Origin of the sequence: Solidesulfovibrio carbinoliphilus subsp. oakridgensis (assembly GCF_000177215.2) — a bacterium.
In the GTDB taxonomy this organism is placed as follows: domain Bacteria; phylum Desulfobacterota; class Desulfovibrionia; order Desulfovibrionales; family Desulfovibrionaceae; genus Solidesulfovibrio; species Solidesulfovibrio carbinoliphilus.
In genome coordinates, this window is sequence record NZ_CM001368.1 from 712,151 (window position 1) to 736,639 (window position 24,489).

Genomic DNA, 24,489 nt, shown 5'->3' on the forward strand with positions numbered 1-24,489 from the left:
GGGCCTCGTTGAGCGGTCAAAGCCTTGGGCCGGTTTTTATCGGCCGGAGGCGGGACGGCGCATGCGGTAAAAAGCCACGAGCAGGGCCAGGGAGCCGAGGAAAATGGCGATGTCGGCCACGTTGAAGGCCGGCCAGTGGTAGCTTTTCCAGTAGAAGTCCAGAAAATCCACGACCTGGCCGGTCTTGATGCGGTCGATCAGGTTGCCGATGGCTCCGCCGAGGATGGAACCGAGTCCCATGACGAGGAGCTTGTCGTCGTCCCGGGCCATGCGCAGGAGGTGGACGATGATCATGACGGCGAGGGCCGTGGCCGCAAAGAAGAAATAGGTCTGCCAGGCGATGTCCGAGCGGTTTAAAAAACCGAAGGCCGCGCCGCGGTTCAGCACGTAGACGATGTTGAAAAAGTCCGGGATGACCGGGCGGGTCGTGTAAAGGACCATGTGGTTCTGGATCCAGAGCTTGGTGGCCTGGTCCAGAAGGACCAGGCCGAGGGCGATGGGCCCGGCGAGTTTGTAGCTTGCACGCATAGGCGTCACCTGGCCTCGGTCGCCATGACCGCGGCGCAGCGCGGGCACAGGTCCGGATATTCGGGCATCTGGCCCATTTCCTCGCTGTAGTTCCAGCACCGGCCGCACTTTGCGCCCGGGGCCTTGGCCACGCCGATGGCCGCGCCGGCGATCCCCTCGCAGGCAACGGCGTCGGCCGGAGCCGCATCGGCCGGAGCCAACGTCACCTTGGAGACGATGAACACCTCGCGCAGGTCCATGCCGAGGGAGGACACGGCCGCAAGGACCGCCTCGGGCAGATAGAGGACCAGCGCCGTTTCCAGGGAATGGCCCACCTGGCCGGCCTTGCGCCAGGGCTCGATGGCCCGGGTCGCCTCGCCGCGAAGGGCGGCCACGAGGTCGAGCTTTTCCCGGGTGGCGGCGTCCAGACGCCAGTCGGTCTGGTCGGCGTCCGGCAGGGAGAAGACCGTGCTGCCGCTGCCACGCTGGCTGGCCGGGGTGTGGCGGAAGACCTCTTCGGCCGTAAACGACAGGATCGGCGCCATGTCGCGCAGGAGCAGGAGCAGGATACGCCACAGGGCCGATTGGGCCGACCGGCGCTCCAGGCTGTCGGTGGCCGAAACATAGAGCCGGTCTTTGAGGATATCGAGGTAAAAGGCCGACAAATCCGTGACGCACAGGTTGTGGAGGCCGTGGAAGACCTTGTGGAATTCGTAGGCCTGGTAGGCCTCGGCCATGCGCCCGTGTTCCCGGGTCGCGGTGTCGAGCGCATACCGGTCAAGGGGCAGCATGTCCGCCGGAGCCACGTCGTTTGCCGCCGGATCGAAGTCCGAGAGGTTCCCCAGGATGAACCGGCAGGTGTTGCGGATGCGGCGGTAGGCCTCGACCAGCCGGGCCAGGATCTCGTCCGAGATGCGGATGTCGTCGCGGTAGTCCACGGCGGAGGTCCACAGGCGCAGGATCTCCGCCCCGTGCTTGTCGATGATCTCCTGGGGCTCCATGCCGTTGCCAAGCGACTTCGACATCTTGCGCCCGTCCCCGTCGACCACGTAGCCGTGGGTCAGGACCTGGCGGTAGGGGGCGACGCCGCGCGTGCCCAGGGCGGCGAGCAGCGAGCTGTGAAACCAGCCCCGGTGCTGGTCCGAACCCTCGAGGTACAGATCGGCCGGGAACTTGAGCTCCGGACGCTTTTCGAGCACGGCCGCAAAGCTCGTGCCCGAGTCGAACCAGACGTCCAGGATATCGGTTTCCTTGCGAAAATGCGTGCCGCCGCACTGCGGGCAGGTAAGCCCCGCGGGCACGAGCTCGGCCAGATCCGACTCGAACCACCAGTCGCAGCCGCGCTCGTGGTCCGCGAATTTCGAGGCGACCGAGCGCATCCAGGCGGCGTCGTTGTAGGCCGTGTCGCAGGATTCGCAGAGAAGGGCCAGGATCGGTACGCCCCAGGTCCGTTGGCGCGAGATGCACCAGTCCGGCCGGCCGGCGATCATATTGTGGATGCGTTCCTTGCCCCAGGCCGGAATCCACTCCACGCCGTTTTCAATGGCGTCAAGGGCCTTGCCGCGCAGATTGCCGGCTTCCATGGAAATGAACCACTGGGTGGTGGCCCGGAAGATGACCGGCTCCTTGCACCGCCAGCAGTGGGGATAGGAGTGCTTGATCTTGCGTCTGGCCAGAAGGGTGCCGGTCTCCTCCAGCTTTTCGATGACCTTGGGGTTGGCCTCCCACACGGTAAGTCCCGCGAAATAGGGAACCACGTCGAGGAACCGGCCGGAGTCGTCGAGCGGCGAGAGGACCTCCAGTTCGTAGCGAAGACCGGTCTCGTAGTCCTCGCGGCCATGGCCCGGGGCGGTGTGGACCAGCCCCGTGCCGGCGTCGAGGGTCACGTAGTCGGCCACGACCATGGGCGAGGGGCGGTCGTAAAAGGGATGGCGGGCGACAAGCCCCTCCAGGGCCGCGCCCTTGGCCTCGGCCAGGATTGCCGCGTCCTGCCAGCCGAAGAGCTCGCGCACGGACTCCAGTAGTTCCCGGGCCAGGACGTACTGGCTGCCGCCGGCGGAAACGAGGGCGTAGTCGAACTCGGGGTGCAGCGCCACGGCCATGTTGTCCGGGAGCGTCCAGGGCGTGGTGGTCCAGATGGCGGCATAGGCCCGGACCGGATCGGCCATGGGGAAGATGTCTTTGAGCTTCGGGTCGGGCAGGGGGAAGCGCACGAAGACCGACGGGGAGGTTTCGTCGGCGTATTCCACCTCGGCCTCGGCCAGGGCGGTCTTGCAGGACAGACACCAGTGGATGGGTTTCTTGCCCCGGTAGACCGAGCCGCGCTCCACGAAATCGCACAGAGCCAGGGCGGTGGCCGCCTCGTAGGAGGGGCGCATGGTGAGGTAGGGATCGTCCCAGTCGCCAAAAACGCCAAGGCGCTTGAATTCCTTGCGCTGGATATCGACGAACTTGGTGGCATAGTCCCGGCACAGGCGCCGGACGGTCACGGCCGGCAGGTTCTCCTTGCCCTTGGCCTTGAGCTCCTGGGACACCTTGTGTTCGATGGGCAGGCCGTGGCAGTCCCAGCCGGGCACGTAGGGAGCCTGGTTGCCGGCGAGGTGGCGGGACTTGACGATGATATCTTTGAGAATTTTGTTGAGCGCGTGGCCCATGTGCAGGTGGCCGTTGGCGTAGGGCGGGCCGTCGTGGAGCACGTAGCGGGGGGCCGACTCCCGGTCGGCCAGCATGCGACGGTAGACGTCGTTTTCGGCCCAGAATTTGAGTGTCTCGGGTTCCTTTTCCTTGAGATTGGCCTTCATGGGAAAGGAGGTCTGGGGGAGCTTCAGGGTCTTTTTGTAATCGCTGCTCATGATGGGTCCTTGCGCTTGTCCCGGGGTCCTCGCGACGCCGGAGAAACCGCCTGTTTGAAACAAGGCGGTCCGGAAGTCAAGGAATCGGGGAGGGAGGCGATGTGGCGACGTCCCGGCGGCCGCCCTCCCGTCGGCCAGGAGGGCGGCTTGCGGCAAACCCCTTGCCCATAAGCCCGAAGTGGCATATCCCTTGGCGGTTCCGCTTTTGTCGTTCCACCCTCTAAAAAAAATACCTACGCCCATGCCCAAACGGACGGACATCAAGAAAATCATGATCATCGGCTCGGGGCCCATTGTCATCGGACAGGCCTGCGAGTTCGACTACTCCGGCTCACAGGCGGCCAAGGCCCTCAAGGAAGAGGGGTACGAGGTGGTCCTGGTCAATTCCAACCCCGCCACCATCATGACCGACCCCGGTCTGGCCGATCGCACCTACATCGAACCCATCGAGCCGGGCACCGTCGCCCGTATCATCGCCCGGGAAAAGCCGGACGCCATCCTGCCGACCCTTGGCGGCCAGACCGGCCTCAATACGGCGGTCGCCCTGGCCGAGTCCGGCGTTCTGGCCGCACACGGGGTGGAACTTATCGGCGCGTCGCTCGACGTCATCAAAAAGGCCGAGTCCCGTGACCTGTTTCGCAAGGCCATGGAGAACATCGGGCTCAAGGTCCCCAAAAGCGGCATCTGCCACACCATGGACGATGTCCGGGAGTGGGGCAGGAAGATCGCCTTCCCCATCATCGTGCGCCCGGCCTTCACGCTCGGCGGCACGGGCGGCGGCGTGGCCTACAACATGGAGGATCTGGAAAAGATCAGCTCCGTGGGCCTGGCCGCCAGCATGAAAAGCGAGATCATGCTCGAACAGTCGGTCCTCGGCTGGAAGGAATTCGAGCTCGAGGTCATGCGCGACCGGGCGGACAACTGTGTCATCATCTGCTCGATCGAAAACATCGATCCCATGGGTGTGCACACCGGCGACTCGGCCACGGTCGCCCCGATCCAGACGCTGACCGACGACGAATACCAGAAGATGCGAAACGCCTCCATTGCCATCATGCGCGAGATCGGCGTGGAAACCGGCGGCTCCAACGTCCAGTTCGCGGTCAATCCGGCCGACGGCGAGATGGTGATCATCGAGATGAACCCGCGCGTGTCGCGGTCCTCGGCGCTGGCCTCCAAGGCCACCGGCTTTCCCATCGCCAAGATCGCGGCCAAGCTGGCGGTCGGCTATACGCTCGACGAGATCCCAAACGACATCACCCGCGAAACCATGGCCTCCTTCGAGCCGACCATCGACTACTGCGTGGTCAAGATCCCGCGCTTCACCTTCGAGAAATTCCCGGGCTCCGAGGACTACCTGACCACGGCCATGAAGAGCGTGGGCGAGGCCATGAGCATTGGCCGCAATTTCAAGGAAGCCCTGCAAAAGGGACTGCGTTCGCTTGAGATCGGCGTTTCCGGCCTTGGCCCGGACACCGAGGCCTGCGACCCGGACCGGGAGCAGCTTCTGGCCGACATGCGCAAGCCCAATTCCAAGCGGCTGTTCCAGATCCGCCAAGCCATGCGCTGCGGTGTCAGCCTCGAGGAACTCTTCGACGCCACCTGGGTCGATCCCTGGTTCCTGCGCCAGATCAAAGAGATCGTGGACATGGAAACCGAGCTTGCCGCCTTCCCCAAAGAACAGGTGGCGGCGGGCAATGCCAAATGCCGGGAGCTTTTGATCGCGGCCAAGAAAAACGGCTTTTCCGACCCTCAGATCGCGGCCCTCTTTCGTCTGCCGTCGCACCTGGACGCCCGGAAGCTGCGCCAGGACATGGGCATCAACCCCACCTACTATCTGGTTGATACCTGCGCCGGCGAGTTCGAGGCCTACACCCCGTATTACTATTCGACCTACGAGACCGGCCGGGAAGTGGCTCCCAAGCCCGCCCGCAAGGTGGTGATCCTCGGCGGCGGTCCCAACCGCATCGGCCAGGGCATCGAGTTCGACTACTGCTGCTGCCACGCCTCCTACGCCCTGCGCGAGATGGGCGTGGAGTCGATCATGGTCAACTCCAATCCCGAGACCGTGTCCACGGATTACGACACGTCGGACCGCCTCTATTTCGAGCCCCTGACCTTCGAGGACGTGCTCAATATCCTGGAGTCCGAGAAGCCCGAAGGCGTCATCGTCCAGTTCGGCGGCCAGACGCCGCTGAACCTGGCCGTGCCGCTTCTAAAGGCCGGGGTCCGCATCCTCGGCACCTCGCCGGACAGCATCGACCGGGCCGAGGATCGGGAACGGTTCCAGGCCATGCTCCACAAGCTCGGCCTGCGCCAGCCGGCCAACGGCACGGCCTTTGCCGTGGAAGAAGCCTGCGAGATCGCGGACAAGATCGGCTACCCCGTGGTGGTCCGCCCGTCCTATGTCCTGGGTGGCCGGGCCATGGAGATCGTCTACGACCGCAAGGACCTCGAGAACTACTTTAAGTATGCCGTGGTCGCCTCGGGCAAGCACCCGATCCTGGTCGACAAGTTCCTGGTCAACGCCATCGAGGTGGACGTGGACGCCGTGTCCGACGGCACGGACACCTACGTGGCCGGCGTCATGGAGCACATCGAGGAAGCCGGCATCCACTCCGGCGATTCGGCCTGCGTGCTGCCGCCCCACAGCCTCTCCCCGGAGCTGATCCGGGAAATCGAGCGCCAGACCGTGGCCCTGGCCGAGGAACTCGGCGTCATCGGCCTCATGAACATCCAGTTCGCGGTCAAAGACGGCGACATCTACATCCTCGAAGTCAACCCCCGGGCCTCCCGAACCTCGCCCTTCGTGTCCAAGGCCACGGGCGTGCCCCTGGCCAAGCTCGCGACCAACGTGATCATGGGCAAGAAGCTCAAGGACCTGAATCCCTGGGCCGAGCGCAAGAGCGGCTACTACGCGGTCAAGGAATCGGTCTTCCCGTTCAACCGCTTCCCGGGCGTGGATGTGCTTCTTGGACCGGAGATGCGGTCCACGGGCGAGGTCATGGGCATCGACGCGTCGGTGGGCCTGGCCTTCATGAAAAGCCAGCTCGGGGCCGGACAGAACCTTCCCCTTTCCGGAACCGTGTTTATATCTGTGGCCGACGGGGCCAAGGACGATGTTCTGCCGGCTGCCCAAATTCTCAGCGAAGTCGGGTTCCGGATCATGGCCACCAAGGGCACGGCCGCCTATCTCGAAGGGAAGGGCATTGCCGTGACCACGGTCATGAAGGTCTTTGAAGGCCGGCCCCATGTGGTCGACCACATGAAGAACCGGGAGATCGACCTGGTCATCAACCTCGTCGGGGACAAGCGCACGGTGCGCGATTCCATGGCCCTTCGCCAGACGGCCCTTTTATACGGCATCCCCTACACGACCACCGCGGCCGGCGCCAAAGCCATGGCCCAGGCCATCCGGGAGATGGGGGGCAAGGGCCTGACCGTCAAAAGCTTGCAGGAGTATTACGGGGCCAACTAGCCCCGCACGGCGCACCATGAAAAAGGAATACTGCGGACTTTTCGGCATTTACGGCCATCCCGAGGCCGCGCGCATGGCCTACTTCGGCCTCTACGCCCTGCAGCACCGTGGGCAGGAGTCGGCCGGCATCGTCACCTGGGACGGCACGCGCATCCGCGAACAGCGGGGCATGGGCCTGGTGGCGGATGTCTTTAGCGAACGCCATCTCGGCAAGGAGCTCAAGGGCACGGTGGCGGTGGGGCACATCCGCTATTCCACCACCGGGGCCTCGCTCCTTCGCAACTGCCAGCCGTTTCTCGTCCGTTTCGGCGACTACCACATGGCCATCGCCCACAACGGCAACCTGGTCAACACCATGGAGCTGCGCGAGGAGTTGGAAGCCACGGGCTCCATCTTCCAGACCACCATCGATTCCGAGGTATTCGTCCATCTCATCGCCAAATACCTGAACGGCAACTCCCTGGAAGAGGCGGTGATCAAGGCCTGCAACAAGGTCAAGGGCGCCTATTCCATCCTGCTTTTAGCCAACGACAAGATCATTGCCGTGCGCGACCCCCACGGCATCCGGCCGCTCATGCTCGGCCGGCTTGGCGATGCCTACGTCCTGGCCTCCGAGACCTGCGCCTTCGACCTCATGGAGGCCGAGGCCATCCGTTCGGTGGCGCCGGGCGAAATGCTCGTCATCCAGGACCGGCGGCTCCAGTCCTACCGCATAAGCGACCCCCAGCCCGCCCGCCAGTGCATTTTCGAGCTGGTCTACTTCGCCCGGCCCGACTCGGAAGTCTTCGGCGAGGTGGTCTACGAGCGGCGCAAGCAGATGGGTTCTATCCTGGCCAACGAGGCCCCGGTCGACGCCGACTACGTCATGCCTTTTCCGGATTCCGGGTTCTACGCGGCCATCGGCTATTCCCAGGCTTCGGGACTGCCCTTTGAAATGAGCATGGTGCGCAACCACTACGTGGGCCGCACCTTCATCCAGCCCTCCCAGGACATGCGCGATTTCAGCGTCCGGGTGAAGCTCAATCCGGTCAAGAGCATGATCAAGGGCAAGCGCATCCTCATTGTCGAGGATTCCATCGTGCGCGGCACCACCATAAGGACCCGGGTCAAACGGCTTCGGGAACTGGGGGCCCGGGAGATCCACATGCGCGTCTCCTGTCCGCCCATCCGCTTCCCCTGTTTTTACGGCATCGACTTTTCCTCCAAGGGCGAACTCATCGCCGCCCACCAGAGCGTGGACGAGATCGCCAGGTTCATCGGCCTCGATTCCCTGCATTACCTGTCCCTCGAAGGGCTGCTCGAAGCCGTGCGCGGCAACGTCGGCGAGCCTCAGTACTGCATGGCCTGCTTCGACGGCAACTACATCATCCCGCCCTGTGCCGAGGGGCTCAAAACCTGCCTGGACGACGCGTCCCTGGCCCTTTCCTGGTAGGCCGCCATGCCTTTTTCCCTGAATCTCGATCTGGCCGGGGCCAAGGACAAGTCGCTTTCGAAGCTGCTTTTGTCCTCGGCCCGGCAGTTTCTTCGGGAATATGGCGAGGTGCGGGACCTGGCCCTGGACACCAAGGCCCGGTCCATCCGCGTGGAAGTGCTGCCGGTGGGGGAAAGCGAACCGATCAAGGTCGCGGTCGAGGGTTACGGCCTGACCACCGACTCCACGGGCCGGGGCTGGCTCACGTTCACCAGCCTTTCCACCTCGCGGGAGTGGCTGACCCTTCTCGCCGCCAAGGTCCTGCCGGACAAGCGTCTGCCCTTGCCGCCGGGAGCGCCCATGGGAATTTTGCAGTCGATTCTATAATCGGTTCCGGTCCCGGCCACGGCCGGGACAAGGATCGCAAAGGCGCGGCGGAGATGTTTTCCCGTTGCGCCTTTTCCTTTTTCGCCGTCTTGTCCGGACACTGGCGAGGCCGCATTTACACGAACTTCGGGCCCTGGCATAGTGCGCGAACCCGAACCGGCGGTCTTCGGGGCCGGCCGGTATCGCTACAACAACCAAGGTGTCTCATGCAGCAAACGTCCCTTGATGTGAACCGTCGCGCCAAGGTGTTCAAGGCGCTTGGCCACCCGAGCCGTCTCCTCATGGTGGAGGCCCTCGGCGAGGGCGAGAAATGTGTGTGCGAATTGCAGGAACTGGTCGGCTCGGACATGTCGACCGTATCCAAGCACCTGGGTGTGCTCAGGGAAGCCGGCCTCGTCCAGGACGACCGGCGGGGCACCAACATCTACTATTCCCTGCGCATGCGTTGCGTGACCTCTTTTTTGGGCTGCGTGCAGCGTTTTTTCGACCAGCAGTTGGAGGACCAGTTCCTCCATCTGGAGGATCTGCGCAAGCAGGCCCGTTCCTAGGCCTGTCCGCCCGGGCCGGGCCCTGGCGGCCGTGGCCGGAAAAAATCGAAGAGGAGGGGCAGGGACATTCCGCTTGCATCTGTCACACGAATTTTATAAAATTCGTGTCACCAAAAGGGGGAGCCTATTTCCCGTGGCCAGGCAGGCCGGGACGCAGGCGGCACCCGTGCAACAAGGTGGTGGACCCATGCAGGACGGAGCGGATGTGAAAGAGTCCCTGTCGGCGACCATGGCCCAACCTGACGCGACAACGACCCCAAACCGGTACGACGCCATGGAGTGGGCCGGCGCCTTCGGCGACATCGGCACGCTCATCCCCTTTGTGGTGGCCTACATCACCATCCTCGGCATCGATCCGTTGGGGCTCCTTTTCATGTTCGGCGTGTCCAAGATCGCGGCCGGACTGTTTTACAAGACCCCGATCCCCATCCAGCCCATGAAGGCCATCGGCGCGGCGGCCGTGGCCGGCGGCATCACGCCGGCCGCCCTTTTCGCCTCGGGCCTGACCACGGGTCTCTTCTGGCTCCTGATCGGGCTTACCGGCACCATCAACGTGGTGGCCAAGCTGGCGACCAAGCCCGTGGTGCGCGGCATTATGCTCGGGCTCGGCATGACGTTCGTGGTCGAGGGCATCCACCGCATGGTCGGTTCTCCGGTCCTGGCCGGCATCGCGCTCACGACGACCTTCGTGCTTCTCTCCAACCCGAAGATCCCGGCCATGTTCGTGCTCCTGCTCCTTGGCGTCGTGGCCGCGGCCATCGGCAATCCGGCGCTCCTGACCGAACTGGCCCAGATCAACGTCGGCTTTCGCCTGCCGGAATTCGGCCTGCACCAGATCAAGTGGGACGACGTCGTGACCGGCACGCTTCTTTTCACCCTGCCCCAGATTCCGCTGACGCTGGGGAATGCGGTGGTGGCCATTGCCGCGGAAAATAACGACCTCTTTCCGGACCGCCCGGTCACCGAAAAGACCATGTGCATCAGCCAGGGGATCATGAACCTCATTTCCCCGTTTTTCGGCGGCGTGCCCATGTGCCACGGCGCCGGCGGCATGGCCGGCCACGTCCGGTTCGGGGCCCGGACCGGCGGATCGCTGGTCATCCTCGGCACCATAGTCATCGTGATCGCGCTTTTTTTCAGCCAGTCCGTGGCCGTCATCTTCAAGATGTTTCCCCCGGCCGTGCTCGGGGTGATCCTTTTTCTGGCCGGGGCCGAGCTTGCCGTCACGGTGCGGGACATCGGCACGAAGAAGTCCGACTTCTACGTCATGGTGGTGGTGGCCGGCTTTGCCATGTGGCACATGGGCGTGGCCTTCCTGGTCGGCGTCCTCCTGGACAACGCCTTGCGCCGGGAGTGGATCCGGATCTAGCCGCCAACCGTTCCGCCTCTCCCTGCCGCCATCTGGCCTCGCGCCGATGGCGGCATTCTTTTCTTGCCAGGAACGCTTGTTGTGCATATTTTTCTTTTTGACCAAATAACAAAGTTGAGTGAAGGAGGCTCCCATGCGCTTTCTGGCCCAATTGTTTCCGGAGTTCGCGGCCAAGCTCGACGAGATGGACGCGCTCTACGCCGAGAAGCGGCTCATCGACGAAAAGACCTACCAGTTCATCTGCTTCGCGGTCTCGGTCAAGGCCCGGTCCAAGCCCTGCGTGCTCAAGCATTTCAAGGGGGCCCTCGACGCCGGGGCGAGCCTGCAGGAACTGGCCTACATCCTGGCCCTGGTCATGCGCGAGGCGGCCGGCGCCGACGATTGCTGGACCCACGACGTCCTGGGGGATGTGGCCGACATCATGGCCGGCAGGATCGATTGCGGCTGCAAGAAATAGCAGCCCGGGAGGGTTCGATGATGCTCATTCAGGTGCTCGGCACGGGCTGCGCCAAGTGCAACGAACTGGAAAAGCTGGTCAAGGCGGTTGTGGCCGAAACAGGCAGCGACGCCACGGTGGAGAAGGTCACGGATCTCAAGCAAATCGCCATGATGGGCGTTTTCACCACCCCGGCCCTGGTCATTGACGGGGTCATCAAGGCTGCGGGCGGCCTGCCGGCTGAAAAGGACATCCGGGCCTGGATCGCCTAGCCCCGGCAAAGGCGCCGCCTCTCCGAAAAAAGGGCGGATCGCACATCCGCCCTTTTGCATGGTCCCCCGGACTCTTCATGCCGCGCCGGGAAGAACATCCTTCCCGGGCGCCGAAGGCTTTTCTCTTTTATTCCACGCCCAATAGCGCCTGGGCGAAGTCCTGGCCGTCAAAGGGGCGCAGGTCTTCCATCTTTTCGCCGAGTCCGACGTAGGTGATGGGGATGCCGAACGACAGGGCGATGCCGACCACCACGCCGCCCTTGGCCGTGCCGTCGAGCTTGGTCAGAATGATCTCGTCGACCCCGGCCGCCTCGTTGAAGAGCCTGGTCTGGGACAGGGCGTTCTGGCCGGTGGTGGCGTCCAGGACGAGGACCGAGCGGTGGGGGGCCCCGGGGTGTTTTTTGCCCAGAACCCGGCGGATTTTTTTGAGCTCTTCCATCAGGTTGGCCTTGGTGTGCAACCGGCCGGCGGTGTCGAGGTAGAGGACGTCGACGCCCTCGGCCAGGGCCCGGTCCATGGCCTCGAAGGCCACGGCCGCCGGATCGGAGCCTTCGCCCTTGGTGTAGAAGCCGGCGCCCACGCGCTTGGCCCAGATCTGCATCTGCTCGATGGCGGCGGCCCGGAAGGTGTCGCCGGCGGCGATGAGTACCTTTTTGCCCTGCATGATGTCGCGGTGGGCCAGCTTGGCAATGGTGGTGGTCTTGCCGACGCCGTTGACCCCGATCATCATGATCACTTCCGGCGGATTGAAGGCCCGGATGGTCTTGGGGGTGCGGAAGATTTCGGAGAGTTCATGACGCAGGATTTCCTTGAACACGGCCGGATCGGTGGTGCCGCGTCGGCGCACCTCGGCGCGCAGGCTGCCCAGGAGCTTGGCCGCCGGCTCGAAACCGACGTCGGCCATGAGCAGAATCTCCTCGAGCTCTTCCCAGAAGGCCTCGTCAATGACGGCGTGGCTGCCAAGCAGCCCGTCGATGCGCTTGACGATCTGTTCCTTGGTTTTGGCCAGCCCCTCGGACAACTTGAGAAAGAGGCGATTTCGCTCGTCTTCCTCGTCTTCGAGATCCAGGGCCAGGGCGAGCCGGTACTGGAGTTCGGACCGGAAGAGTTCGACCTCGTCGTATTCCATGAGGGCCAGCCAGTCGGCGAACTTGGCCACAAAGGCGTCGGCCTCGGCGGCCGGGGCCTCCAGGCTCTCGAAGAGAAAGCGCAGCCGCTCCCAGAGGACGGGCCCCGGCGTTTCGACGTCGGCCAGCAGAATGTCGAGCCAGATCGAGAGCCGGGGTTCGGCCTGCCGCAATTCGAGGGTAAGCGCGTTTCGCCAGGGGGCCTTAGCCGGCGACTGCACCGCCGGCGCGGTTTTCGGTTCCGGCGCCGCCGGGGCGACCGGCGAGGGGGGCGTAGGGACCGGGCCGGCCGAGGCCGCCGGGGCGGGTCTCGCCGTGGAGGCCGGCGTGGATTCAGGCTCCGGTCGGACAGGCCCGGGTTCGGGTGCCGGCGGTGTGGCCGGCGTTTCGATCGCCGGTCCGGACCGAGGCGCGACGCCATCGGCCACGGACGCCGACGTCGGCTCGGGCCGGGCCCCGGGCGTCTCGGGCAGCGGGGCGGCCTCGGGTGCGGCCGTAACAACGATCGCGACCTTGGGCTCGGCGGCCTGGATGTCGGTCCGCGCGGGGGCGGGCTCCGGCTCAGGCGACGGGGCGGGCTCCGGTTTCGCTATGGCTGGCTCGGACTCCGCAGCGGGCGCTTCGGCCACGGGTTGCGGCGTTGGTTCCGGCCGGGTAGTCTCGGGGGCGGGCGTAACGACGATCGCGACTTCCGGCTCGGCGGTTGGTTCTGGCGCAGTCGCTTCACTGGCGACGAGCGCTGTCGCCGGTCCGGTGGCGGGCTCTTCCGCCTCCGGCCCGGCAGTCGGGGTTTCGGCCTCTTGCGGCGTTTGGGTCTCGGCGGCCTCGGACGGCGCTTCGTCGGCCTTCCAGAATTTTTTCAGCTTGGAAAAAAAACCCATGGGTGCGGCATCCTTGTCTTGGGCTAGTGGGTGGCGGCGGCATTGGCGCGCCGAGCGGCGCGGCAGGAAAGTATAGCCGCGAGGACGCATGGACGCAACCGCCAAGGGCTTGGCCTGCCGGGAGCCTTCCCGGGTCCGGGGGGCGGTTGTGGTCGGCCGCCCCCTTGTGGCACAAGGGCGGGGTTCACGGGAGATCCCGGCCGCTTGGCCGCAGGAGGCAGACATGGACGAGAAAAAGCCGGAGCCGGAGGCGACGTTCCTTGCCAAACGGCGCATCGAGGCGGCCCTCCTGGCCGACGTCTACGCCGTGCTGGTCGGCCGGCTGGGCCGGGACGCGGCCCTGGCCGTGATCGAGGAGACGGTCGCCCGGGCCGCCTGCCAGGCGGGCCAGGCCTTTGCCGCGTCCGCGCCGGAGGGCCCGAGCTTGCAACACTTCGCGGCCGTGGCCGACCAGTGGCAGCAGGGCGGGGCCCTGGCCATCGCCAACAAGCGGCAAGAGGCCGACGGCCTGTCCTTTGACGTCGTCCGCTGTTGCTATGCCGAGGCCTACCGCGAGATGGGATTGCCCGACGAACTGGCCACGCGCATCTCGTGCCTGCGCGACCAGGCCTTCGTGGCCGGCTACAGTCCGAAGCTGCACCTCGACCGCCCGACCACCATTGCCTCGGGCGCCACCCACTGTCCTTTCACCTTTACCTGGGAAGACGCATGAGCATACGACGCACCACGGTCAAGGCGGCGCTGGAAAGCGCCGGGGCCTGTCCGGAAATCCGTGTCATGGGCTGGGTGCGGACCCGCCGCGACGCCAAGGGCTTTTCCTTTCTCGAAATAAACGACGGCTCCTGCCTGTCCAACCTGCAGGTCCTGGTGGAAGAGGGGATCGCGGGCGCGGACCTCGTGAAGGATCTCGGCACGGGAGCGGCCGTGGACGTGGCCGGGGCCCTGGTCGCCTCGCCCGGCAAGGGGCAGCGGTTCGAAGTCAAGGCCACCGCCCTGACGCTTCTTGGCGGAGCCGACACCGAGGCCTATCCGCTCCAGAAAAAGCGCCACTCCGATGAATTCTTGCGCACCATCGCCCACCTGCGCCCCCGCACCAACAAGTACGGGGCCATGCTGCGCCTGCGCGCGGCCCTCGGCCAGGCCGTGCACGCCTTTTTCGCCGAGCGCGGCTTTTACTGGGTCCACACCCCGATCATCACCGGCTCGGACTGCGAAGGGGCGGGGGAGATGTTTCGCGTCACAGCTCTTTCGGCCGCCGAGGCGGCCGCCGAAGCCGTCCTGCCGCCGGCCGAGCGGGGGAGCAGGGACTTTTTCGGCAAGGACGCCTACCTGACCGTCTCGGGTCAGTTGACGGCCGAGCCGCTGGCCTGCGCCCTGGGTCGGGTCTACGCCTTTGGTCCGACGTTTCGGGCCGAGCATTCCGACACCTCCCGCCATGCCGCCGAATTCTGGATGGTGGAGCCGGAAATGGCCTTTGCCGATCTCGAAGACAACATGGAGCTCGGCGAGGGTCTGCTTAAGCACATGGTCCGGGTGGCCATGGAGGACTGCGCCGAGGATTTCGGGCTCTTTGCCAAATACGTGGACCCCAAGCTGCCGGAGACCCTGGCCACCCTGCTCGACGCGCCGTTTGTGCGCCTGCCCTACGCCGAGGCGGTCAAGATCCTCCTGGCCGCGAAAAAGACCTTCGAGTATCCGGTGGCCGACGGCCGGGATCTGCAAAGCGAGCACGAGCGGTACCTGACCGAGGAGCATTTCAAGCGTCCGGTGGTGGTCTACGACTACCCGAAAGACATCAAGGCCTTTTACATGCGCCAAAACGACGACGGCCGGACGGTTGCCGCCATGGACGTGCTGGTGCCGGGCATTGGCGAGATCATCGGCGGCAGCGCCCGGGAGGAGCGTCTGGACAGGTTGTCCGCCCGCATCCGGGAACAGGGCCTGCCCTTGGAGGCCTACGGCTGGTATCTGGACACGCGGCGGTTCGGCACGGTGCCCCATGTCGGGTTCGGACTCGGTTTCGAGCGGGTGCTCATGCTCGTGACCGGCATCGGCAACATCCGGGACGTCATGGCGTTTCCGCGCACTTGGCGGCATCTGGAATTCTAGCCGGCCCTTCCTCTTGCGCCAGGCAGGGCAGGCGCACGTGAAAGGCGCTGCCCTGGCCCAGGCGGGAGGTGGCCCAGATGCGTCCGCCGTAGTGGCGCACGATCTGGCCGCAGATGGCAAGGCCCAGGCCCGTGCCCTTGGCGGCATCACTCAGGGTGTCGCCGCGTCCGACCTGGTGGAACTTGCCGAAGATGGATTCCAGTTCGCTCTCCGGAATGCCGATCCCGGAGTCGGCGACCACGATCTGGACCGCCTCGCCGTCGGTCCGCACGGTCATGCGCACCTCGCCCGTTCGGGTGAATTTGACCGCGTTCTGGAGCAGGTTGGATACGACCTGGATCAGCTGGTCCGGGTCCATGAAAAGGTCGGGCACCTGCTCCGTGGCGTCGAAGACGAAGACGATTTCCGGGCGCGCGGCCAGGAGCCCTGCGATGCTCCGGGCCGCTGTGCGCAACACGTCCAGGGGGGCGATGCGCCGGTCGCGCCAGTGCATGCTGCCGGACTCGATGCGGCTGAGGTCCAGGACGTCGTTGATGAGCCGGGTCAGCCGCTCGGCCTCGTGAAAAACCACGCTCAGGTTGTCGGCGATGCGCCGGCCCCTGGCTTCCAGCGCGGCCTGGCCCGAGGCCAGGGGCAGGAACTGTTCGGTGAAGTCCCGCCCGATCAGCTTGGCAAAGCCCAGGATCGAGGTCAAAGGCGTGCGCAGTTCGTGGGAGACCGTGGAGAGGAAGGCGGATTTGAGGCGGTCGAGCTCGCTCATGCGGATGTTGGCTTCGGCCAGCTCCATGGCTTGCAAGCGCAGGTCGCGGGTCCGCTCCTCCACCTCGGCTTCGAGCCGGTGCCGGTGGTTGGCCAGTTCCTCCTCGATGCGCTTGCGGTCGGTGATGTCCGTGAACATGCCCAAGGCCCCGAGGGACGCGCCCGAGACGTCGTAGAGGGGGCTGGCCGAAACCAGGGCCCAGAGACCGCCGCCCTCCCTGGTTTTCAGGCGGTGTTCGAACACGCCGCTTTCCCCCTGGCGAAGCCTAGCCTCTCGCTCCCGGGCCAGGGGCAAGTGGTCGTCCGCCACAAAATCCTCGAAATGCCGGCCGAGCATGTCGTCCGGCGCATAGCCGAGCATGTCGGCCATGCGGCGGTTGGCAAAGGTCGCCTTGAAGTCCCCGTCCAGGACCAGGACGCCTTCGTGGGCGGTCTCCACGATCCGTCGGAATTTTTCCTCGCTCTCCCGCAGGGCCGTGTCGGCCTGGTGCCGTTCGGTCACGTCGCGGATGGTCTCGATGCCGCCGATGATCCGGCCCGTCCCGTCGCGAAGGGCCACGGCCTTGCCCCAGACCTGCCGGTCGCCGCCGGGCAGGGAGAGCAGGGTGACCTCGGCGATGATGGCGTCCGCCCCGATCTCGGTCACGGCATACCGGGGGTCCGGACGGGACACCGCGCCCCGGGCGTAATCGACCAGAAGCGGGGTCGGGCTGCCGTAAAAAGCCGTGCCGTAGGCGAAGTCCGACTTGCCGAGCATGTCCACGGCCGCCACACCGGTCAACTTTTCGAGTGCCCGGTTCCAGAAGATGACCGTGCCGTCCTCGTCGAGAACAAGGGTCGGGTCCGGCAGGAAGTCGATGATATCGGCCAGATTCCGGTCGCGGATTCCCAGGCGGTCCCGGGTTTGGCGCAGCTCCCGGATCCGCTGGGCCTGCTGGTGGTTGCCGAGGGCCAGGGCCGAGATATGGCGGGCGAACCGATCCAGGGCCTGGCAGATCTTGGCGAACCGTTCCCGCGACATCCGGGGGACCTGGTCCAAAGCCCGGCGAAAGGCTGTCTCGTCGGCGCCGATGGACCGGCCGTAGGCCACGATGGCTTCGGTATCCATGGTTTCGTCGAGGACTTGGCCGACAAGCCAGTTGGCGATATGGCGGTCCCCGAAATGGATGCTCGTGGCCCCGTCCAGCAGGCCGGCGCTCAGGCAGGTGCCGATAAAGGGGCCGGCCAAGCAGGCTTTGCCGAGGCTCTGGTCCGAATGGAGGCAGTCGGCCCGACCTTTGGCCGTGGCGCGGATGATGTCCTGGCAAAGGGTGGTGAAATTGCTCGGCCGGGTCAGGGGCCGGCCGTCCGGGTCGGTGATGAGCGAGGCGACTTTGGCCGCTGCGGCAAAAGCATCCTGGAGGCCTTGGATATCTTCCAATATGAAGATGTCTTCGAAGCGGAGGTCGTCCGGGACCTCGGTCCCGACGCCGTCGGCTTCCCCGGCACCCGCTTCCCGCGGGCAATCCTTCTGGAGGAGGGCCTTGGCCCCGGTCGGATCGATGGTCATGGCCCCTCGAAACGGCTTTTCGATGTTATTTCTTCTAAAATAAGCCAGGTACGGCTTTATTTTCAACAACTATTTCCGGGGCCGCGACATGCGGACAAGCGGGAAGTGTCGCGTTTCTCTCGTTTCATCGAGCCCGCAGGCCATGTTATGGCGATTCCCCTTTCCGGCCCAGGTCCGCACGGATGCAAAGAGTGGTGGCGCTGTCGCGAACTCCTCAGGGTCCTTCCCGGGCTTCGAGGAACCTGGAGCGTCGGCGAAGATCGGCGACGGAACAGGCGCCTGGCGGCTCCCGACTCTGGGCTCTTCGCTTTATTTGTCTGACGTTACAGGGAAAAGTAAAAAGCAAAAAGGTGGGCGTACGTGATTTTCGATAGAATACGGGTTTCCCATGGCCTTGAAATCAGGATGACAAGCGGCCAGGAGCCTGTTAGTTTCTGACCATGGAATGGATGTTTATTCTTCTCGGGGTCGGTGTTGTGGTATTGATCGTTTTCCTTCTCATGGCAACCAAAAGCCATGACCGCGAATCGGTGCCTGGAAGGTTCGATTTCGATCGTTACAAAGCGGAGGAACTTTCCCGTCGCGGACTTTTCGACCACACCAAGTGGCGCTGATCGAGGCTGGATAGAATTCTTTTTTTCCGGGCGATTGCCCCCGCCATCCGAGCGGGGTGGGCGTGTGCCGGCTTCGGGCCGGTACGGCGCTTTTCCTGCCGTGGCCGAGCTCACGGGGCGACCGATCCTCGTCGGGGTGGGCGGCAGCGGCGGGAACGGGGGGGCCGCATCCTTGCCCGGCGAAAGGGAAACGAGAGGACGCCGACGGTCCGGGAACGAGTGCGCGCAATGCGTTTCATGATGCGCTGGCGGCCTTGGGCCGCGAGGCGGGCACGGTCGAAAAGGGCGCCGCCCGTGCCCGCTGAAAAAGCGTTTGCCGGGTTCTATTCGTCCCTTTCGGCGAAGCCTATCTCCTTGTGTTTTTTCCAGGAGATTTCCAGGCTGAATTTTTCTTTCTCCTTCTTCTGGGAGGCCTTCATCTCCACATTGACCAGCACGGAGGGCGACAGGGCCAGGCTTTCGTCCCCGGCGGCGAGGACGACCCGGCCGGATTTCATGTCGCCGACCAGCTTCTCCAGATTGAAGATGACCTCGGAAAGCTGCATCACCCCTTCGATCTTGATCTTGTCCTTCTCCATGAGACGCTCCTTTTGCTTCCGTTTCTAGCCTATGATTTCGAATTCCACGGTCCGTCCCCGCTTGACGGCAATCGAACCGTGGCGTTTGGCCACAAAGAGGACGAGCGGGCGCAGCGCTTCCATTTCCAGATGCGTATCCGAAAGATACTGGCTGAAGAAATAGCCGTTATCGTACACGCGCAGGCTGTGCCGGTCGGGCGCGATGCGGGCGAGACGTATCGTGAGGCCGGCGGGCGGTTCCACCGCAGCCAGGGGGTGGCGCCGGGAAGACGCGGGCCACTCCAGCGGCGCAAGGAGCAACTGGAGGGCATGGCTGAAATAGAAGAGTTTCTCGACCGGAAGAGTTTCGGTCCCGGGATCGACGGCAACGGCATACCGCAGCCCTCCCTCGGGAGCGATATTTTCGAGTACGCCGCGCAGGAAGACTTCCGCCGGTGGCGTTTCCGGGGGCCCGGCGGCTCCTTCCTGGGGGGAGGGGGCGGTTGCCGGCACCGCTTCGGCGTCCGGGCCGGCCGTGGCCGGGGGAACCGGTGCGCCGGAGGAACCAGAGACCGCGTCCGCTGTTTCGTGGACCGTCACCTCGGCGGGCGACCGGCCGAAGGCTGGCAGGATGCCCAGGTCCTCGGTCGCGACCGGTGTGAAGGACTCGGACGCGAAGACGGCTGGCGCGGCCTGTCCTTCCGGAATCGGGACGCTTTGGGGCACGGGCTGCACGGCCGAGGCCGGCGTTTGGGCCAGGTCCTCGGTCGCGATCGGCGTGAAGGACTCGGACGCGAAGACGGCTGGCGCGGCCTGTCCTTCCGAAATCGGGACGCTTTGGGGCACGGGCTGCACGGCCGAAATTTCGGACGCGGCCGGTTGTTCGGAAGCGGCCGGGGTGGCGGCCTGCCATGCCGACTGGGGCGGCGGGAGCACCGCTTCGGCTGCCGGCCGGACTATCCGGCCATCGGCATTCGCGGCGGGACTTTCGCTGGCCGCCTTTTTTTTCGTGGCATTGTGGGACGGCGCGGACGGGGAAGGCTTCTTGCCGACGGGTGCGGCCCCCCCGCTTGAAGGCTCTCGGCCAAGTCGTGATTTGGTTGCCATACTGGTCCTCCTGCCGTGGTGCGACCGTGGGCGAAATTCCTTTCGCCGCGCAGCCGATCATTTCCCGGCCCAGGGCACGGTGCCCATTTTTCCTTGATGCGCGTGCGGCGTTACGATTTAAAGACGGTCCGGTCGCATCACGCAAAATTCAAAGACCGCAAGGCGTGACGCCGGATCGTCACTCCGGCGTCACGCCGTTGGTCCGCACGGACGGCTATGCCGCATCCGTCGCATGGCATCCTGGCCCTTTCCGGGAACAGGGCCGTGGGGCGCAAGAAGGATGCCCATGCCCATCATGCGGATTTTACGATGGCGAGGCCGGCCGCGCCAGGTGGTCGTGCAGCTGACCGACCGGTGCAATGCCCGATGCGTCCAGTGCGGCATGAACGTCGCGGCCGGCGGCCCGCGCGGCGACCTGGACAGGGATGCGGCCAAACGGATCATCGACCGGTGTGCGGCCCTCGGCGTGGCGGCCCTGTCCTTTACCGGCGGTGAACCGTTTTTGGCCGGACCGCTTCTTTTGGATCTCCTCGACTACGCCGGCCGGGCCGGCATCACGTATCTTCGCACCGGCACCAACGGCTACCGGTTCGCCCATCCCGACGCGCCGGATTTCACCGACCGGGTGGCACGGCTGGCCGAGGGGCTGGCCGCGACAAGGTTGCGCAATTTCTGGATCAGCCTCGATTCGGCCGATGCCGCCACCCACGAGGCCAACCGGGGCCATGCCGGCATGGTGGCTGGCCTGGCCCGGGCCTTGCCGATCTTTCATGACCACGGCCTTTTCCCCACCGCCAACTTGGCGCTCAACCGCTTCATGGGCGGTCCCGAACCGCTTGGCGGGAACGGGGAGACGCTCCGCGAGGCCGCCTGCCGGGACCTGTCCCGGTTTTTTGAAAAAGCGGCCGGCCTTGGCTTCACCATGGCCAACTGCTGCTATCCCATGAGCGACGCCGACGCGGGCAACGGGGCCCGGGCCGTGTACGCGGCCACGGCCTCCGACGCCCGGGTGACCTTTTCCGACGCCGAAAAGCTGGCCCTTTTTTCCGCCGTGCGTGACACCGTGCCGCGCCATCGGGACAAGCTTCGCATCTTCACGCCGCTTGTGGCCATCCACGCCCTTCTCGCCCAGTACGATAAACCCTCCCGAGCGCGAAGACCTTCCCGGTCGGTCCGGCCGTGTCTCGGCGGGGTGAGCTTTTTTTACGTGGACCGGCACGGCGACGCCTTTCCGTGCGGCTACCGGGCCGGAGAAAATCTGGGGCCGTTCTGGAAGCTGTCCGAGGACCGGCTGGGAGGGGAGCCGCATTGCCTCTCCTGCGACTGGGAGTGCTTCCGGGACCCGAGCGAGCTCCTCGGCCCGCTCGGCGACCTGGCCGCCGGCCCGGCCGGCTGGTTGCGCCTCTTGCGGGCCAACCGCGAGCAGCTTGGCCTGTGGCTCACGGACCTGCGCTACTTCGCGGCCTGCGACCAGTTCGACGGCCGCGTCCCTCCGAACTTCGCCAAACTTCGCCGCTTCTCCCGTACCTGATTTTTCCCTTCCGGGGGGTCCGGGGGGGATCATCCCCCCCGGCGGAGAGGTCCAGGAGAGGCAGAGCCTCTCCTGGCCGCCGGAGGCATCTTCACGCCGCGTGGACCATGCGCTGCACCGGCTTTTCCGTCTGGGGCTCGGGCTCGGCGGCCGGAGCGGGCGGCGTGTCGCCATACATGTCCCAGTAGTCCTCAAAGGCCTGTTCGATGGTGCGGGCCTTGGCGTAGGTCCGGCCGGCCCGGCCCATGGCCCGCATGCGCTCCGGATCGTCGAGCAGGCCCTTGACGGCCTGGTAGAGGGCGTCGGCGTCGCCGGCCGGAACCACCTCCCCGGTTTCCCCGGGCAGGATGTTTTCCATGGGGCCGCCCTGGTTGGTGACGATGATGGGCAGGCCCGAAGCCTGGGCTTCGAGGACCACGTTGCCGAAGGTGTCGGTGGCGCTCGGGAAGACGAAGAGGTCGCTGGTGGCGAAAAGCGCGGCCAGTTCCTCGCCTTCGCGGTAGCCGGTAAACGTGGTCGGCGTGCCGGCGAGGAGGGCCCGCAGTTCGTCGAGGTAGGGGCCGTCGCCAACGACGGTCAGGGTGGCGTCGGGCCGGGAGCGGGTCAGCCGCTTGAAGGCCTGGGCCAGCAGGTGCAGGTCTTTTTCCCGGGACACCCGGCCGGCGTAGAGCAGGCGCGGGCCGTCGCCCATGGCGAAACGCCCGGCCACCGCGTCCGACCGCTTGGCCGGATCGAACCGGCCGACGTCCACGCCCCGGGGAAAGAGCCGCAGCTTGGCCGGATCGAGGCCTTTTTCCACAAGCTCCCGGCCCGTCTCGCGGGAGGGGATGTAAACCAGATCCATCTGGTTGTAATACCAGATGATGAATTTCCAGGTCAGGTCTTCCATGGCCTCGTCCCCGGTCAGGATCTGGGCGTACTGGGGAAGGGCGGTGTGGTAGGTGCCGTAGATGGGCAGGCGCAAGGTCTTGGCGATGCAAAGGGCGGCCAGGCCGATGGGGCCGGGCGTGGCCGAGTGGATGCGGGTGAATTCCCCGGCGTAGACGTAGTGGAGCATTTCCAGGAGCGGCGGGTAGAAGAGCTTCTGGTCCGGATATTCGTCGAAGTGGTAGACGCCGATGGGCTTGAAGTTCTGGACGCCGGGCTCGAAGACCCGCTGGCCGTGGTCGCAGGTGATGATGGAAAGATGCTTGCCGGTGCGGATGGCCAGTTCCGCCTGCTGGCGAAGGGTGCCGGACACGCCGTTTATCTCGTGGAAGGTGTCGGTGAAATGGGCCACCCGGACGTCGTGGCCGTGGCCGTTGCTGCCGCTCACGGCCTTTTGGGCCTCCTGGCTGAACTGGCGGTCCTTGGTGAAGATGGAATAGGCCAGAAAGTAGGGGGCGAGCATGGTGTAGAGGGCTCCGGCCGAACCGAGGGTGCCGAAGATGTCGAAGACGTTGGCCCCGCTCACGTGGTCAAGGAGCGTCCTGGCGAAGTGGGCGGCCACCCGGTTGGTGGCCCGGTTGACGAAGGAGAACCAGCCGCTTTCCAGGTTTTCGCCGTTCAGGACGCCGGCCTGGGCGAATTCCATGAGCATGGCGTCGGAGCGGATGAGCGTCTCGGTCTCGGTGCGGATAAGGTCCTTGAGCGGCGTGTGGGCGGCCGGGCGGCGACGGGTGAGGCTGCGGGCGAGCCGCGTGCGCAACTTGAAGGCCAGGCCGGCGCTCCCCTGCACTTCCGGTTCGAGGAATCGGTCGATGACCTTGAGGGTCACGTCCTTGTCCAGGAACCGGTCGATGCTGAAGCGGTGTTTGTAGTACTGGTAGGCGATGCTGTAGAGGGTGCGGGCCATGGTCCTCGGTGTGGAAGAGGCGCCAATGGCCCGGGAGGCTCCGTTTTCCAGGCCGTTCAGAAATTCCTCGAGATTGGCCGCCCCTTCCACCTGGGTGTAGGTGGCGGCGATGTAGAGGGCGCTGTGGTCGTCGGAGCCGCCGATGAGGTTTTTGCGCCAGGGCTGGGGATATCCGGGGTCGATGCCGTATTTTTCGGCCAGCCGCCAGATGGCCTCCTCGCCAAGGCTGGGGATGATCTCGCGCAGGCAGTCGTTTTGCCAGGCGTCGCGTGCGCCGTTGATCTCGAAATTGCGGAAAAGGAGCAGGAGCTTTTCGAAGTTCGGCACGGTGATCCGGTCGTTGACTCCGAAAAGGGGGTGGGCCACGGCATGGTGCAGGTTTTCCCGCCGCAGGTAGTCGACCAGGTCGTAGACGTTTTCCCGCAATCGCTGCAGTTCGCGGTGGATGGCCTCGTTTATGTCGTAGACCAGGACGTGGACCTTGCACCGGTCCTCCGGAAAATACGACGTCACTTCCTCGCTGATGAACGTGCCCGGCAGGTGGGCGATGGAGAGCGCCCCTTCGATGCGGTTGTGGTCCGAGATGGTGACAAGCCCCATGCCCTTTTTCCGGGCTTCCTCGTAGATGCGCACGGGCTCGGTGAAGCTCTCCGGGCAGTTGAGCTTTTGCAGCACCCACTGGGAAGGCCGGGTCGAGTATTTGGAGTGCACGTGCAGGTCGATCTTCATGGTCGCTCCTTGGGCGAAAAGGGCTGGCAGGGAGGCCGACGGCAGGAAGGCCCCGGCTCCGGGCGGCGTTTGCGCCTTCTATCCCCGGGCCTGTGGCGTTCGGATTGCGGTTGCCCGCTCTTTTGTTGACGCCTGGACCCCTCTTGTCACCGAAACGTCGCTTGTTGCCGCCCGGGGCGGGGCGCATGTTCGGGCCATGGATGCCGCGCGCGACGAGACGGTGCCGGCCAAGGCCGAATACGAAGTCCTGGTGCGGGAAGGATGCCGGACCCTTGACTCCCTGGGGGAAAAACGGCTGGCCCGGGAATTTGGCCAGCGGGCCAAGGCCATCGGGAGCCGTGAGGAATTGGCCGCGCTGCTGCTCGAATTCCTCGTCTCCCGCCGGTCCGGCCGCCAGGGCTGATCCGGACCTCGCGCTCCCCGTTGCCTTTC

At 65.3% G+C, this 24,489-nt stretch carries 19 protein-coding genes; 11 read left to right on the plus strand and 8 right to left on the minus strand.

The features are described 5' to 3' along the window. Window positions 1-36 precede the first annotated feature (36 nt). A complete protein-coding gene (gene lspA / locus DFW101_RS03135; protein WP_009180080.1) occupies window positions 37-528 on the minus strand; it encodes a signal peptidase II in 492 nt (163 codons plus the stop codon). A 5-nt stretch (window positions 529-533) separates the two neighbouring features. After that, on the minus strand, window positions 534-3,359 hold the full coding sequence (gene ileS / locus DFW101_RS03140; RefSeq protein ID WP_009180081.1) for an isoleucine--tRNA ligase: 2,826 nt from the start codon (window positions 3,357-3,359) through the stop codon (window positions 534-536). 241 nt (window positions 3,360-3,600) lie between these two features. On the opposite strand from ileS, the gene carB reads away from it, so the two are divergent. The 7 genes from carB to DFW101_RS03175 all read left to right on the plus strand — a co-directional run bounded on the left by carB (window position 3,601) and on the right by DFW101_RS03175 (window position 11,260). Beyond that, a complete protein-coding gene (gene carB, locus DFW101_RS03145; protein ID WP_009180082.1) occupies window positions 3,601-6,837 on the plus strand; it encodes a carbamoyl-phosphate synthase large subunit in 3,237 nt (1,078 codons plus the stop codon). A gap of 16 nt (window positions 6,838-6,853) precedes the next feature. Then, the gene (purF, locus tag DFW101_RS03150) at window positions 6,854-8,269 is read left to right on the plus strand and encodes an amidophosphoribosyltransferase (RefSeq protein ID WP_009180083.1); all 1,416 of its coding nucleotides are present in this window, start codon (window positions 6,854-6,856) and stop codon (window positions 8,267-8,269) included. 6 nt (window positions 8,270-8,275) lie between these two features. Further along, on the plus strand, window positions 8,276-8,635 hold the full coding sequence (locus DFW101_RS03155) for a hypothetical protein (RefSeq protein ID WP_009180084.1): 360 nt from the start codon (window positions 8,276-8,278) through the stop codon (window positions 8,633-8,635). A gap of 206 nt (window positions 8,636-8,841) precedes the next feature. Continuing rightward, window positions 8,842-9,183: an ArsR/SmtB family transcription factor gene (locus tag DFW101_RS03160; RefSeq protein WP_009108222.1), complete on the plus strand. Its 342-nt coding sequence runs from the start codon at window positions 8,842-8,844 to the stop codon at window positions 9,181-9,183. 187 nt (window positions 9,184-9,370) lie between these two features. Beyond that, entirely contained in the window at window positions 9,371-10,552 is a 1,182-nt protein-coding gene (locus DFW101_RS03165) for a putative sulfate/molybdate transporter (RefSeq protein ID WP_009180085.1), read from the plus strand. 133 nt (window positions 10,553-10,685) lie between these two features. Further along, the gene (locus DFW101_RS03170; RefSeq protein ID WP_009180086.1) at window positions 10,686-11,009 is read left to right on the plus strand and encodes a carboxymuconolactone decarboxylase family protein; all 324 of its coding nucleotides are present in this window, start codon (window positions 10,686-10,688) and stop codon (window positions 11,007-11,009) included. A gap of 20 nt (window positions 11,010-11,029) precedes the next feature. Then, window positions 11,030-11,260: a thioredoxin family protein gene (locus DFW101_RS03175; protein ID WP_043643139.1), complete on the plus strand. Its 231-nt coding sequence runs from the start codon at window positions 11,030-11,032 to the stop codon at window positions 11,258-11,260. Window positions 11,261-11,387: 127 nt separating this feature from the next. Here DFW101_RS03175 and ftsY read toward each other — a convergent pair whose 3' ends face one another. Beyond that, window positions 11,388-12,779 carry a signal recognition particle-docking protein FtsY gene (ftsY, locus tag DFW101_RS03180; RefSeq protein ID WP_083838504.1) on the minus strand — a complete coding sequence of 464 codons (1,392 nt, stop codon included), beginning with the start codon at window positions 12,777-12,779 and terminating at the stop codon, window positions 11,388-11,390. Window positions 12,780-13,491: 712 nt separating this feature from the next. On the opposite strand from ftsY, the gene DFW101_RS03190 reads away from it, so the two are divergent. Together DFW101_RS03190 and asnS are read left to right on the plus strand one after the other, a co-directional pair. Then, window positions 13,492-13,980 carry an L-2-amino-thiazoline-4-carboxylic acid hydrolase gene (locus DFW101_RS03190; protein WP_009180089.1) on the plus strand — a complete coding sequence of 163 codons (489 nt, stop codon included), beginning with the start codon at window positions 13,492-13,494 and terminating at the stop codon, window positions 13,978-13,980. Then, entirely contained in the window at window positions 13,977-15,377 is a 1,401-nt protein-coding gene (gene asnS, locus DFW101_RS03195) for an asparagine--tRNA ligase (RefSeq protein WP_009180090.1), read from the plus strand. Before DFW101_RS03190 ends, asnS begins: the two co-directional genes overlap by 4 nt. Here the strand turns inward: asnS and DFW101_RS03200 are convergent. The 4 genes from DFW101_RS03200 to DFW101_RS03210 all read right to left on the minus strand — a co-directional run bounded on the left by DFW101_RS03200 (window position 15,337) and on the right by DFW101_RS03210 (window position 19,963). After that, entirely contained in the window at window positions 15,337-17,685 is a 2,349-nt protein-coding gene (locus tag DFW101_RS03200; protein ID WP_009180091.1) for a PocR ligand-binding domain-containing protein, read from the minus strand. The genes asnS and DFW101_RS03200 overlap by 41 nt on opposite strands. Window positions 17,686-18,008: 323 nt before the next feature. Beyond that, window positions 18,009-18,413 (minus strand): hypothetical protein, encoded by a 405-nt coding sequence (locus DFW101_RS19740; protein ID WP_198285077.1) that lies wholly within the window; start codon window positions 18,411-18,413, stop codon window positions 18,009-18,011. A gap of 209 nt (window positions 18,414-18,622) precedes the next feature. Then, window positions 18,623-18,877, minus strand: coding sequence for an amphi-Trp domain-containing protein (locus DFW101_RS03205; RefSeq protein WP_009180092.1), 255 nt, complete (start codon window positions 18,875-18,877; stop codon window positions 18,623-18,625). A gap of 24 nt (window positions 18,878-18,901) precedes the next feature. Continuing rightward, entirely contained in the window at window positions 18,902-19,963 is a 1,062-nt protein-coding gene (locus tag DFW101_RS03210) for a hypothetical protein (protein WP_009180093.1), read from the minus strand. Window positions 19,964-20,249: 286 nt separating this feature from the next. On the opposite strand from DFW101_RS03210, the gene DFW101_RS03215 reads away from it, so the two are divergent. Beyond that, entirely contained in the window at window positions 20,250-21,494 is a 1,245-nt protein-coding gene (locus DFW101_RS03215) for a radical SAM protein (RefSeq protein WP_009180094.1), read from the plus strand. Window positions 21,495-21,585: 91 nt separating this feature from the next. Here DFW101_RS03215 and DFW101_RS03220 read toward each other — a convergent pair whose 3' ends face one another. After that, window positions 21,586-24,057, minus strand: a complete 2,472-nt coding sequence (locus DFW101_RS03220) for a glycosyltransferase (protein WP_009180095.1) — start codon at window positions 24,055-24,057, stop codon at window positions 21,586-21,588. Between the two features lie 196 nt (window positions 24,058-24,253). On the opposite strand from DFW101_RS03220, the gene DFW101_RS03225 reads away from it, so the two are divergent. Further along, window positions 24,254-24,460 carry a hypothetical protein gene (locus tag DFW101_RS03225; protein ID WP_009180096.1) on the plus strand — a complete coding sequence of 69 codons (207 nt, stop codon included), beginning with the start codon at window positions 24,254-24,256 and terminating at the stop codon, window positions 24,458-24,460. Window positions 24,461-24,489 lie beyond the last annotated feature (29 nt).